We start from the raw sequence: 12,774 nt of genomic DNA, 5'->3' as shown, positions 1-12,774 counted from the left end.
CGCCTCAGAGTTCCAGCTGCCTCGCGCTTCGTGTCGTGGTGCACGAGCGCCCCACGGGCGTGTTCCCTTCCCGTGGGGCGCTCGTGCTCACCCGATCAGTCGAGGATGCGCGACCAGTCCAATTCGGACCCGCGGACCCACAGCGCCGCGGCTGCGCCCAGCACGGTCGCGTGTTCGGGCGTGCGGCGGCGCAGGGTGTGCACGAACACCGCGTCCGGCGCGCACGTCCGGCCCAGCGCGCTGAGCGTGGGGTCGGGCCCGAACTCGACGAACGTGCGCACGCCGTCGTTGGTCATGGTCCGCACCCCGTCGGCGAAGCGGACCGCGCTGCGCAGGTGGGACACCCAGTAGGCGGGGTCGGTCAGGTCGTTCGCGACCCGGCCGGTCACGTTGGACACCACGGGGATCCGCGGCTCGTGCAGCTCGACCGACGACACCACGGCGTGGAACTCGTCCAACACCGGGTCCATGTGGCTGGAGTGGAAGGCCCGGCCGACCCGCAGCGGGGTCGTCTTGTGGCCGTCGGCCGCCAGCGCCGCGGCCACCTCGGCGGCCGAGCCCGCGTCACCGGAGATGACGACGGCCTTGGGGCCGTTGACCGCAGCGATGCCCACGCCCGGCACCAGGTGGGGTAGCACGGCGTCCTCGGGGGCTGCGATGGCGATCATCGCGCCGTCGGGCCGGGCGGACTGCATGAGCCTGCCCCTGGCCGCGATCACCGCCGCCGCGTCGGCCAGGTCGAACACGCCCGCGACGTGCGCGGCGGACAGCTCGCCGATGGAGTGGCCGAGCAGCGCGGCCGGGCGCAGGCCCCAGGACTCGAACACGCGGAACAGCGCCACCTCGACGGCGAACAGCGCGGGCTGGGTGAACTCCGTGGTGCCCAACGCCTCGGCCTCGGGCGACCCCGGTTCGCTGAACACCAGCGGCAGCAGCGGGCGCGGCAGCTCCGCGTCCAAGGCCGCGCAGACGTCGCGCAGCGCGTCGCCGAAGTCCGGCACCAGCTGGGCCAGCTCCCGGCCCATGCCCGGCCGCTGGCTGCCCTGCCCGGTGAACAGCGCGCCGACCGGCCCGGTGTCGGCGACCCCGCGCACGGCGTCCGGGGAGAACGCGTCGGCGGCGACGTCGGCCATGGCCGCCCGCGCCGCATCCGGCCCGACCGCGGTCACGGCGGCGCGGTGCGGCAGCCGCGGCAGGGCGGCCAGCGCACGCGGGTCGACGGTCTGCGCGGACGCGATCGCCGCGGCAGCCGCGCGCAGGCCCTCCTCGTCCCGCGCGGACACCAGCCAGGTGGTGGCGGTGCGGGTGGTCGTCGCGGTGTCCATCAACCCACCGCCGCCCCGGTCGTGACCGACACCAGCACGGCTCGCAGCCGTCGCAGGAACGCCGCCCGCTGCGTGCGGACGAAGAAGTGGCCGCCGCCCAGCACGTGCAGCACCGGCTCGGACTCGGTCAGCTCCGCCCACGCGGCCATGCCCTCCGGCGGAGCCAAGCCGTCGCCCTCACCGGCGAACACGTGCACGGGTCCGGGCAGCGGTTCGCCCACGCGGAAGCGGTGGCCGCGCAGCAGCGCCAAGTCACCCGACAACAGCCTGGTGGCGCCCGCCACCCACGTCGGGTGGTCCAGGACCTCCTCGGGCAGCCCGGTCAGCTCCACGATCAGGCGACCCAGCTCGTCGTCGGTCGGCAACCGGCCGACCAGCGGGTGTTCGTGGTGCGGGGGCGGGTAGGCGCCCAGGCACAGCGCGCGCGGGGCGGGAGCACCGGTGGCCACCAGCCTGCGCACGACCTCGGCGCCGACCAGCGCTCCCATGCTGTGCCCGTAGACGGCGTAATCGCCGCGGACGTCCTCGCGGACCCGGTCGGCGAGCGAGTCGACGAGGGCGGCCAGGTCGGTGGCCGCACCGTCGCCGTCCCGGCCGGGCAGTTCGACCGGGACGACCCGGACGCCCAGCACCTGGTGCCACCCGGCGAACAGCGAGGCGTTGCCGCCCGCGTGGGGGAAGCACAACAACGTCAGTGCCGCAGGGGGCGCGGTGGTCGTCATCGGGGCCTCCTGATGTGCGCGGTGAACGGGAACGGGACATCGTCGTCCTGGTGCGGGTGTACCGACCACCCTGGTGGTGCGGCCTTAAAGAACCGTCGAGGAAATGCGGTGCCACCGCCGCGGGCCCGCAACGCGGAAGTGCCCGCCACCCCGGGGTGGCGGGCACTTCCGCGTCGCGGTGGTCGTCGGACGCCGATCGCGGGACGCCTTCAGCGAACCAGGCGGCGGATGAGCTCCGCCGAGTCCGCCGGCGCCAGTGCCCGGCGGGTTGCCCGGGAGAACGCCTCGACGGCCGCGTCGACCTGGTCCGCGTCCTCGCTCCACCGCGGCCGCGGGTCGCTGTCGTGGTGCACGGCGGCCGGGTGGTCGGTGAAGGTCAGGACGGTGAACGGGGTGAGCCAGTGTCGGTGAGCGCCGGCCCGCAGGGGCAGCACCTGGAGCGTCACGTGGGGCTGCTCGGCGACTTCCAGCACGTGGCGCAGCTGGTGCGCGTCGGCCTCCGGGTCGAGTCGCAGGAGCGCGCTCTCGTCCACGACGGCGTGCACCGTGCTCGAACCGGTCGGCAACGGGGGAGGTGCGGGCAGGTCCGCCGCCTCGGCGTAGCCGGGTGTGCGCAGCACGCGGGGTATGACGACCTGGCCGAAGACCGAGAGCGTGGCGGCCTCGGCGACGGCCCGGGAGAACGCGCGGTCGGCGGGCGGTCCCGCCTCGGTGGTCTCCTGCCAGAGCTCGCGGACCGCGGCGCGGTCGACGTCGTCGGCCGCGTAGCGCGCGAGCAGCCACGCGACGGTCGACCAGCCGGCACGCCGGTGCCCGCTCTCGACCGCGACGAGCTCGGTGACCGATCTGCGCATGTCCAGCGCCACGGCGGTGACTTCCAGCTCCGCCGCTTCGCGCAGTCGGATCAGCTCCCGTCCCAACCTGCGCGTGTGCAGTGTGCCCGTGTTCGACATGACCCCCCTTGTGGTCCCGAGCCGTCCACTGAGGACTGATGCCCGGCGGGGCGGCCGACGCCCTGGAACGCTCGGCCGCGTTCGGTCGCAATGGCTCTGCCGGGCGTGATCCTAGGGCGTTGCAACCGGCGTGAGGAGTGCGTCTCGCCGGCTGCGCGGGGTTTCCCTGCGTGGTGCCGAAGCGGGGGGAGTGTGCAATGCCTTGGAAAGGCCGGATTGTCCATTTCCGCGACGGTGTATCCACAATGGACTTAAAGTCGCCGGGTGCGGACTGCTTGACACGCAGGGGCGCTCTGACACACTGGGATGTGTGCGGGCGTCGTTCCGCATGGGGGATGTCAGGCGCATCGCAGCCGTTTTCCTGAGCAGGGCACTGTTGCCCGCCTGTTGACCGGGACGTGCCGGGGCCGATCGAACGATCGCGCCCGGTGACGCGCTGCCCGATGAATCTGCTGGTTGGGGGAAACCGCATGACCGCAATGGACGACTACCTGCGCGCGCTGTTCGGCGCGCCGCCGACCCCGCTGTTCGAGCACGAGGTGGAGGTCACCGGCCGGTCGGAGGTCGGCCCCGACAGCTGGGTCCGCGTCGGCGCCCGACTGCACGACGCCGTGCTGGCCAACGACGTCTTCGTCGGTTTCCGGTCGGTGCTGGCCGGGTGCCGGGTCGGCCCAGGCACGCTCATCGCCTCCGGTGTCCGGGTCGGTGAGCCGGGCGCCGCGCCGTGCCGGATCGGCAGCGGCGTGTGGCTCGGCGCCGGCGCCGAGGTCGCGCCGGGCGTGCAGGTGGGTGACGGGTCGGTCGTCGCGGCGGGCGCGGTGGTGAAGGCGGACGTGCCGGCCGGTGGGATCGTGGCGGGCAGGCCCGCCCGGCACGTCTCCTCGCGGCAGGCGGTCGACGACGGCCTGCCGTCCTTCCACGCGCTGCTGAGGACCGTGACCCGGCGCCAACAGGGCTCGCGGCTGCTCGGGCAGGCCATGGTCCGCTTGGCCGGCGACCGGACGTCCCAGGCCGCGGTCGGCCGCGCGCTGCTCGTCGAGGTGGACCCGGACCTCGGGAGCTGGCAGGTCGGCGCGGTGGCCCTCGTGGACGCCGACCTCTCCGGTGGCGCCGACGTGGTGCTCGGTGACGACGTCGTGCTCATCGGGCGTGGTGCGCGCACCCCGGGACCGTGGCCGACCGGCGGCATCGAGCTCGGGGACCGGACCGAGGTCGGCGCCGGCGCGGTGCTCGAAGGCGCGGGTGGCATCACCACCGGGTCGGACGTGCGGATCGGGCCGGGCGCGCACGTCCTGTCCAGCGGCCACGACCACGGGCGCACCTCCCTCCCGCTCACGCCGACCCCGGTGCGGATCGGGACCGGCGCGCGGATCGGCGCGGACGCGCTGCTGGTCGGGCCGCTCGACATCGGCCCGGGTCAGGTCGTCCCGCCGGGGGCGGTCGTGCTCCGCGACCGCGACCGGCCGGGCGAGGTCAAGATCGTCGGCACACGAACCGCGGCCGCGGTGGAGGGAGTTCTGCGATGACCGTCGTGTACGCGCCCAACCCGACCGGGACCGGGCACAACATGCGGGCGCTGGCCATCGCCGCGCAAGTGCGGGAACTGCGCCCGGACCTCGCGCAGACCGTGTTGCTGGGGTCGATGCAGGACACCTTCGGGCCCATGTTCGCCGCCGCGGGCGTGGACGTCGTCGACATCTCGCCCAAGGGGGTCACCAACACCGCGCTGCGCAGCCACCTGCCCGACCGGCTCGACTGGGAGGGCATGGTCAGCGGCTACCTGGTGCCGACCTTCCTGGACGGCGACCGCATCCTGCGGCTGCTCGGGCACTTCCGGGACGCGGCTGCCGAGGTCGTGGTGGGCGATTACAACCCGGCTGCGGCCATCGCCGCGCACTTCGCCGGCCTGCCGCACGTGCTGGTGACCGAGCGCTTCAACTTCTCGCTGGTCAACGTCACCAACGACCAGCTGATCGCGGGCGGTGTGGAGGTGGACGGCGACCAGCTCGACCGCGCCCGCGTCGCGCTCGACCAGGTGTTCCGGTCCATCACGCGCACGGCCGCGGCGGTGGTGACCGACAAGCCGCCCCTGCCGGGCCTGGCCTCCGACGCCGACTTCCTGGTGTTGCAGGACCAGGGGCGGGCCCACTTCGTCGGGCCGATGATCCGGCCGCTGCCCACCGGTGACGCCAAGGCCGAGGGCGCGGCGGCCCGACGGCGGCTCGGGCTGGGTGACGGACCGGTCGTCGTCGCCACCGTCGGCGGCACCACCATGCACCTGAAGAACAAGCAGGCGCTCGTCGACTGCTACCTCGACGCGTTCGCGCAGCTGCGCGCGCGCGAGCCGGACCTGGAAATGGTGCTCATCGGCCGGGAGAAGTTCGACGCGCCGCCCGGTGTGCACAGCTTCGACTACATCCCCGACTGGATGGCGCTCATCCGCGACGCCGCCGTGCTGCTGGTGCCGCCGGGCTGGATCACCGTCACCGAGATCTGCGCCCTCGGCATCCCCGCGGTGTTCGTGCTCAGCTCCTACAGCGAGTACCACGAGATCGAGCCGTTCGAGCGGCTGGGCGCGCTCGGGTTCGCCACCCAGCTCGGCACCGACTCGGTGGCCCTCGCGGCCAAGGCTCGGGAGCTGATCGGCTCGCCGGAGGCCGTGCGGGACCTGAGGGAGAAGTACCGCGCGGTGGCACCCGACCCACACGGGGCGCGTCGCGTCGCAGAGATCATCACCTCACTCCGATGAATCGAGGAGCCTTGCCGAACACGTTCTCCGAACGGGTCCGCGACTTCCTGGACACCGCGTTCACCGCAAGCGGGGCGGACGGTCACGCCTCCGCGGTCGACCACACCGGCCGGCACGTGCTCACCTCGGAGCGCACGCTGGGCGCGCACGCCACGATCGCGCTGGCCGACCTCGCCGCGCACCCGGACCGCGCCGCGGCGTCGCTGGCCGCCCTGCTGGACTTCGCCGACCCGCGCCACGAGGGTTTCGTGGAGGTCGAGGAGATCTCGGGCATCCCGCACGAGCTGGGCAACGTCAAGACCTCCGAGGCCCAGCTGCTGGCCGTGGTCGCCGCGTTGAGCGCGGACCCGCAGGTGCACGGTCCGCGGCCCGCCGAGGTGGGCGGCCGGGTGCTGGACTGGCTCGACCGCACGCTGCGCGACGACCGCGGCTGCTACCTGGCGGCGGTGTCGCGCGACGGGGCGAAGCTGCTGGACGACGCGGTGACCGCGCTCAGCCAGTCCTTGGGCCTGTGGGCGACCGCCCTGGCCGTGCGGCACGGCCTGCGTTCGACCGACGACCTGCGGCAGCGGGTGGAGCTGGTCTCCGACGTGCTGTGCTCGATCGAGGGCGTGGTGCCCAGCCGGGTGCGGCCCGACGGCACACCGGCGCTGGAAGCGAAGGTCGAGGGGACCTCCTCGGCGATCACCGCCATCGCGCTGGCCGAGGCAGCGACCGTGCTCGGGGACGACACCGTCGCCCAGCGGGCGCGGGAGGTGTTCGCGTTCCTCGAGGCGCACCTGTGGGACAGCCGGTTCGACGGCTACTGGGACCACTGCGACCTCGACGGCCGGATCACCGTGCACCGCGAGTTCATCACCCTGCTCAACGCCGCGATCCCGATCAAGACCAGCCGCACCAACGCCTGGCTGGTGATCGCCGCCGCCGCGGTGCACGGCGCGGGGCACGACACCGTCGGCCGGGCCGCCCGCTACCTGCGCACGCTGCACGACGACGCGCACGGCGGCGTGTTCATCGGCGAGGGCTACTTCTGGACGCCTCCCGGCAACCCGGTCGGCCCGTTCGAGCGGCTGATGCTGCCCTCGCGCCGCACCGCGGGCATCTCCTACTTCGGCGCGAGCAGCTTCCTGCGGCTCTACAACAAGTTCCCCGAGTCGCAGGCGCTGGCGTCATGGGCGTTCCAGGTGGCGGGCGACGTGGTGACCGAGGCGCTGCCGCAGGCCGCGCCCGCCGGGTCGCCGTCGCTGCCGACCGCGGACGTGCCGCGCGCCGACCTCGTCGCCACCCGGATCGCGGACCTGCCGCCGGTCGACCTGACCTCCGTGATGGACCGGGAACGGCACCTCGCGGTGATCGGCGCCGCCTACACCCCGCACTACGGGTTCGGCTGGACGCACCGCCGCTCGCCGCTGGGCAGCCAGCCCGACCGCACCCCGTCGGTGTTCGGCACGCACCACTCGATCGCCAACCTCAAGGTGCTCGGCGGTGAGGTGCCCGACCCGGACGGCGTGGCGGACTGGCTGCGCTCCACCCAGTCCCCGCTGGGCATGTTCGGCGAGTACCCGGGCGGCCCGTCGGACGTGCTCAACACCTACCTGGCGATCAACGCGCTGGACCTGCTCGGCGTGGACGACTTCGGCGACCGCGAGGCGTGCGTGGCGCACCTGCGCGCGTGCCAGAACCAGGACGGCGGCTTCGGCGTGGTGCCGGGGTTCATCAGCGACCTGTTCCACACCAACCTCGCCGTGGTCGCGCTGCACACGCTCAAGGCGGAACCGCGCGACATCGACGCGTGCGTGGACTACCTGCTGCGCTCGCGTACCGGCGACGGCGGCTACGGCCAGCGCGTCGGCACACCCGCCGACGTGTACTCCATCTACCGCGCGGCGGGCACGCTGGCGCTGTTCGGCCTGGCGCTGCCCGACCGGGACGACGCCGTGCGGTGGCTGCGCGACGCGCAAGGGCCGGGCGGTGGCTTCCGGCACGACCTGTCCAGCCGGGAGAGCCTGATCGCCACCTACCACGCGGTCGCCGCGCTGTTCATCCTCGGCGGCGAGCCGGCCGACCGCGAGGCCGTGGTGCGGTGGTTGCAGACGTGCCAGACCGCCGAGGGCACGTTCTCCAACATCCCGGGGGTGTCCTCGGGAACCATCGACGAGGCCTTCGCGGCGGTGCAGTCGCTGGCCATCCTGGCCGGTGGCCTGGACCCGTACTTCGCCATCCTGGTGTCCTGAGAGGACGGAACCGTGCAAACCCTCCGAACCGTCCTGTACCGCGGTGGCGCGGAGTCCGACGAGCCCCGCGTCGGCCGCGTCCGCGCCCACGACGGCGTGTTCGACCTGCCCTACATCCCACCGGTCCCCGGACCGTGGGACGGTCAGGTGGGCACCAACCCCGAACAGCTCCTGGCCGCGGCCTGGGCGATCTGCTTCCACGGCGTGCTCGCCCTGGTGCTGCGGACGCGCGGTGTCGAGGCGAGCGGCTACCGCGTGCGCGTGGACGTCGACCTGGGCCAGGACGCGGACGGCGCGCTCGGCCTGGGCGCGGACGTGACCGTGGACGGGCTCGACCTGGACGCCGAGCTGCGGCAGGCGGTGTTGCGGGAAGCCTTCCAGCGCTGCCCGTTCTGCCGGGCCATGCACGACAACATCCGGGTCGACCTGCGGTGACCTGGGGACAACGCCACCGAGGAGCAATCATGGTCACCAAGTTCGGCGGGTTCTTCCCGCCGTTCCACCGGCCGGGGCAGGACCCGGCGATCACCCTGCGGCGGGACCTGGAGCTGGTCGAGCAGCTCGACCGGTGGGGCTTCGACGAGGCGTGGGTGGGCGAGCACCACTCCGGCGGCTGGGCCAACATCAGCTCGCCGGAGCTGTTCATCGCTGCGGCGGTGGAGCGCACCAGCCGCATCCGACTGGGCACCGGTGTGGTGAGCCTGCCCTACCACCACCCGCTGATGGTGGCCAACCGGATCGCGCAGCTGGACCACCAGAGCCGCAGCCGGGTGATGTTCGGCGTCGGCGCCGGCGTACTGGCCTCCGACGGCCACATGCTGGGCATCGACCCGGCCGACCGGCACCGGATGATGGTGGAGTCGCTGGACGCCGTGCTGCACCTGCTGCGCAGCGACGAGCCGCTGACCCGTGACACCGACTGGTTCCGGCTGCGCGACGCCCACCTGCACCTGCGGCCGCGCGACCCCGCGGGCCTGGTCGTCGCGCTGGCGGGCTCGGGCTCGGAGCGCAGCATGCGGCTGGCGGGCCGCTACGGCCTCGCGCCGCTGACCTTCGCCACGAACCCGCCCGGTTCGCCGCCGTTGAGCGCGCTGTGGGCCGTGGCGGAGGAAGAGGCCGAACGGCACGGGCAGCGCATGGACCGGGCCCAGTGGCGGCTGGCGATCTCCGCGCACGTCGCCGAGACCCGCGAGCAGGCCGTCGCCGAAGCGCGCGAAGGGGTCATCCGCTGGCAGCACGAGTACTTCCGCGACACGATCGGGGTGCCGGTCACCCTGCCCGAAGGGCGCGAGGTGGAGAGCCTGGTCGAACGCGGCTCGATCATCGTCGGCTCGGTGGACGACGCGATCGAGGCGGTGGAGAAGCTGTCCGCGAGCAGCGGTGGCTTCGGCGGCCTGCTGGTGACCTCGCAGGAGTGGGCCACCCCCGAGCAGGCGCGGCGCAGCTACGAGCTGATCGCGACCGAGGTCGCCCCGCACTTCACCGGTGTCGCCGCGGCCGGCGTGGCTTCCCGGCAGTGGGTCGCGCGCAACCGTTCCGGCGCGCCGACCGCCACGAAGTCGGACGGGATCCGATGAGCACAGGGGGACAGGAGCACGTGGAAAAGCGACAGCACGGCGGCGTAGGGCGCCGGGCGTTCCTCGTCGGCGGGGCACTCACCACCCTGGGTGCGGCCGCCGCGACCAGCGCGCCCGCGTCCACCGCCGCACCCGAGGACGCCCTGATCGTGGTCACGCCGGAGGCGTCGCGCTACCCGGACCTGGTGCGCGGCAACAACCAGCGCTGGGTGGCCGCGCCGCAGGCGGTGGCCCTGCCGGTGAACACCCGCCAGGTGGTCGCCGCCGTGCAGAACGCCGTGTCGGGCCGCAAGCGGATCACGGTGCGCAGCGGCGGGCACTGCTACGAGGACTTCGTCTACAACAGCGCCACCCAGGTCGTCATCGACCTGTCGCAGCTCAACGCCGTCGGCTACGACGAGCAGCGCCGCGCCTTCTACGTCGAACCGGGCGCGACCGTGCTGAACGTGGTGAACACCCTGTACCGCAAGTGGGGCGTCACCATCCCGGCGGGCATGTGCTACTCGGTCGGCATGGGCGGTCACGTCACCGGTGGCGGCTGGGGTCTGCTGTGCCGCGAACTGGGCCTGACCGTCGACTACCTGCACGCGGTGGAGGTCGTCACGGTCGGCGCGGACGGCGTGGCCCGGGCGGTCGTGGCCACCAACTCGCCCAGCGACCCCAACCGGGAGCTCTGGTGGGCGCACACCGGCGGCGGCGGGGGCAGCTTCGGCGTGGTGACGAGGTTCTGGTTCCGCACGCCGGGCGCCACCGGGGACCCCGGCGCGCTGCTGCCCAGCCCGCCGGCGGAGGTCTACCTCCACGCCCTGTCGTGGAAGTGGGCGGACATGACCGAGGCGCGCTTCACCAGGTTGGTGCGCAACTACGGTGGCTGGCACGAGCGCAACAGCGCGCCCGGCGGCGAGTACGGCGGGCTGCTGTCGTTCCTCGCCCTGGGGCACCGGTCCAGCGACCGGATCGCCCTGACGACGCAGATGACCGCCTCGGCACCGGACGCCCTGGCCAAGCTGGAGCGGTTCGTCGCCGAGGTCACCGACGGCGTGGACGTGGCGGCCGTCCCGCTGAACCAGCCGCTGGGCGAGTTCGGTCCGATGGCGGAGCAGTTCACCGCCCAGCGGTTGCCGTGGCTGCAGGCCACCACCAGGCTCGGCGTCACCAACAGCATGCTGACCAACCCGTCCCTGCGGGGCGACTTCAAGTCCGCCTTCATGCGGCGCGGCTTGCCCGACGACCAGATCGCCGCGCTGTACCGCCACCTCAGCCGGACCGACTTCGCCAACCCGAACGCGCTGGTGGTCGCCAGCTCCTACGGCGGCCGGGTCAACGCCGTGGCGCCGGGGGACACCGCGACCCCGCACCGCGACTCGGTGATCAAGCTGCTGTACCAGGCCTACTGGCCCGACCCGGCCGCGGACGCGGCGAACGTGGCCTGGCTGCGCGACATCTACGAGGACGTCTACCGGACCACCGGCGGCGTGCCGGTGCCCAACGACGTCACCGACGGCTGCTACGTCAACTACGCCGACATCGACCTGAACGACCCGGCGCGCAACCGCTCCGGCCGCAGCTGGGCGGAGCTGTACTTCGGGGCCAACTACCCGCGGTTGCAGCGGGTCAAGGCCAAGTGGGACCCGCTGGACGTCTTCCGGCACGGTCAGTCGGTCGAGCTGCCACCGCGATGAGCGAGCCGGGGAGCCGGGGAGCGCACATGGACGACGCGATGGACCTCGACCGCGCGATCCGCGTCCTGGCGGCGTGGATCCGCGACACCGACAGCTTCACCCAGGTGGTGGCCCGCTGGTTGCAGAGCCCGGTGGACTACGTGCTGCTGTCCCAGGAACGCCTGGAGGTCTCCGCCGAGCAGGTCGCGGCGCTGGAGCTGCGGCCCGGCACCACCGCGCTGCACCGGCGCGGCCTGCTGCGGGCCGCGCTGCCGGGCGACCCGTTGGTGCTGGCCGACGTGCGGGCCACCGTGGTCGAACCGCGGCTCACGTGGAGCGCCCGGCAGTCGTTGGCCCAGGGTGACCTTCCCCTGGGCGCGGTGCTCGGCCGGTACGACGTGCGCCGGCACACCTACGCCGTGACGCGCACGTCGGAGGAGGACCAGTACGGTTCGCAGGTGCTGCGGGTCAAGGCGACGCTCACCACGGCCGGACGACTGGTCGCCGCCGTCGAGGAAACGGTGTACCGCCGCCTGCTCGACCACCGCGGCGCGGTGCCGGTCGGCTGAGCCGGCGCCGGAAATCGCACATCGACGAGGAAGGTTCTGCTGTGCCGGACAACCCCACCATCGCGTTGATCACCGGTGCCAACAAGGGCATCGGCAGGGAGACCGCCCGCCAACTCGCGGCCCTCGGGTGCGTGGTGCTGCTCGGCGCCCGGGACGAGGTGCGCGGCAAGCAGGCGGCCGACGAACTCGCCGAGCACGGTGACGTGCGGTTCCTCCAGCTCGACGTCACCGACGACGAGCAGGTGGCCGCCGCCGCGCACCGGATCGAGGAGGAGTTCGGCCGGCTGGACGTGCTGGTGAACAACGCGGGCGTCATCGCGGAGCGCAACTTCACCGCGGCGACGGCCCAGGTCGACCAGGTGCGCGCGACGTACGAGACGAACGTCTTCGGCGTGGTCAGGGTGATGAACGCGCTGCTGCCGCTGCTGTTGCGCTCACCGGCGCCGAGGGTGGTGAACCTGTCGAGCTTCCTGGGTTCGCTGGCGCTCACCGCCGGGTCCGAGCCGAAACCGGGCGTGCCCACGCTGCTCGGGTACAGCACGTCCAAGACCGCGTTGAACGCCTTGACCGTGCAGTACGCCGCCGAGCTGCGCGACCACCCGATCAAGATCAACTCGGCCGACCCGGGTTACGTGTCCACCGACCTGAACAGGCACACCGGCGACAAGACCGTCGAGCAGGGCGCGGCGGTCGTGGTGCGGCTGGCCACCCTCGCCGCGGACGGCCCGACGGGCGGGTTCTTCGGCGAGCACGGCGAGGTCCCGTGGTGACCGGCCCCGTGGTCGCCGGTCTGCCGATCGAGCTCGGGTCGTGCGGGTCGGGCGGCGCAGCAGCAGTCGCCGAGGACGTCGCCCACCAGTTGCCGGCGGTGGACGGCGAGGTGCGGAGCGCCGTGTGATCGGTGGCAGGTCGGCCCCGGGCCGCCCGCCGAGTGGTAACGGCACCCTCGGCACGGCGGCCCGCTCCGGTCGATCGGTGCAGCGG

12 protein-coding genes are annotated in these 12,774 nt (G+C 73.3%); 9 read left to right on the top strand and 3 right to left on the bottom strand.

Annotated elements, in window-relative coordinates:
• Nucleotides 1-95: 95 nt before the first annotated feature.
• The 3 genes from LZG04_RS16265 to LZG04_RS16255 form a co-directional block, all read right to left on the bottom strand.
• Nucleotides 96-1,325, bottom strand: coding sequence for an acyltransferase domain-containing protein (locus LZG04_RS16265; protein ID WP_233817782.1), 1,230 nt, complete (start codon nt 1,323-1,325; stop codon nt 96-98).
• Nucleotides 1,325-2,047 carry a thioesterase II family protein gene (locus LZG04_RS16260; RefSeq protein ID WP_233817780.1) on the bottom strand — a complete coding sequence of 241 codons (723 nt, stop codon included), beginning with the start codon at nt 2,045-2,047 and terminating at the stop codon, nt 1,325-1,327. Before LZG04_RS16260 ends, LZG04_RS16265 begins: the two co-directional genes overlap by 1 nt.
• A 209-nt stretch (nt 2,048-2,256) precedes the next feature.
• The gene (locus tag LZG04_RS16255) at nt 2,257-3,000 is read right to left on the bottom strand and encodes a helix-turn-helix transcriptional regulator (RefSeq protein WP_233817778.1); all 744 of its coding nucleotides are present in this window, start codon (nt 2,998-3,000) and stop codon (nt 2,257-2,259) included.
• Between the two features lie 470 nt (nt 3,001-3,470).
• On the opposite strand from LZG04_RS16255, the gene LZG04_RS16250 reads away from it, so the two are divergent.
• Genes LZG04_RS16250 through LZG04_RS41785 form a run of 9 tightly spaced genes read left to right on the top strand, consistent with a single transcriptional unit; the run spans nt 3,471 to nt 12,688 of the window.
• Nucleotides 3,471-4,526, top strand: coding sequence for a DapH/DapD/GlmU-related protein (locus tag LZG04_RS16250; protein WP_233817776.1), 1,056 nt, complete (start codon nt 3,471-3,473; stop codon nt 4,524-4,526).
• Nucleotides 4,523-5,749 carry a hypothetical protein gene (locus LZG04_RS16245; RefSeq protein WP_233817774.1) on the top strand — a complete coding sequence of 409 codons (1,227 nt, stop codon included), beginning with the start codon at nt 4,523-4,525 and terminating at the stop codon, nt 5,747-5,749. The genes LZG04_RS16250 and LZG04_RS16245 overlap by 4 nt, the downstream gene beginning before the upstream one ends.
• Before the next feature lie 11 nt (nt 5,750-5,760).
• Nucleotides 5,761-7,983: a prenyltransferase/squalene oxidase repeat-containing protein gene (locus tag LZG04_RS16240; RefSeq protein ID WP_233817772.1), complete on the top strand. Its 2,223-nt coding sequence runs from the start codon at nt 5,761-5,763 to the stop codon at nt 7,981-7,983.
• A gap of 12 nt (nt 7,984-7,995) precedes the next feature.
• Nucleotides 7,996-8,418, top strand: a complete 423-nt coding sequence (locus LZG04_RS16235; RefSeq protein WP_233817770.1) for an OsmC family protein — start codon at nt 7,996-7,998, stop codon at nt 8,416-8,418.
• Between the two features lie 29 nt (nt 8,419-8,447).
• Entirely contained in the window at nt 8,448-9,560 is a 1,113-nt protein-coding gene (locus LZG04_RS16230; RefSeq protein ID WP_233817768.1) for an LLM class flavin-dependent oxidoreductase, read from the top strand.
• A 20-nt stretch (nt 9,561-9,580) separates the two neighbouring features.
• Entirely contained in the window at nt 9,581-11,242 is a 1,662-nt protein-coding gene (locus LZG04_RS16225; RefSeq protein ID WP_233817766.1) for an FAD-binding protein, read from the top strand.
• A 26-nt stretch (nt 11,243-11,268) separates the two neighbouring features.
• Nucleotides 11,269-11,790, top strand: coding sequence for a hypothetical protein (locus LZG04_RS16220; protein ID WP_233817764.1), 522 nt, complete (start codon nt 11,269-11,271; stop codon nt 11,788-11,790).
• 41 nt (nt 11,791-11,831) lie between these two features.
• Entirely contained in the window at nt 11,832-12,560 is a 729-nt protein-coding gene (locus LZG04_RS16215; RefSeq protein WP_233817762.1) for an SDR family oxidoreductase, read from the top strand.
• Nucleotides 12,557-12,688, top strand: coding sequence for a hypothetical protein (locus LZG04_RS41785; protein WP_267936575.1), 132 nt, complete (start codon nt 12,557-12,559; stop codon nt 12,686-12,688). The genes LZG04_RS16215 and LZG04_RS41785 overlap by 4 nt, the downstream gene beginning before the upstream one ends.
• Nucleotides 12,689-12,774 lie beyond the last annotated feature (86 nt).

This window comes from Saccharothrix sp. S26 (assembly GCF_021390395.1).
Lineage (GTDB): Bacteria > Actinomycetota > Actinomycetes > Mycobacteriales > Pseudonocardiaceae > Actinosynnema.
This window is presented reverse-complemented; position numbering and strand designations above follow the sequence as displayed.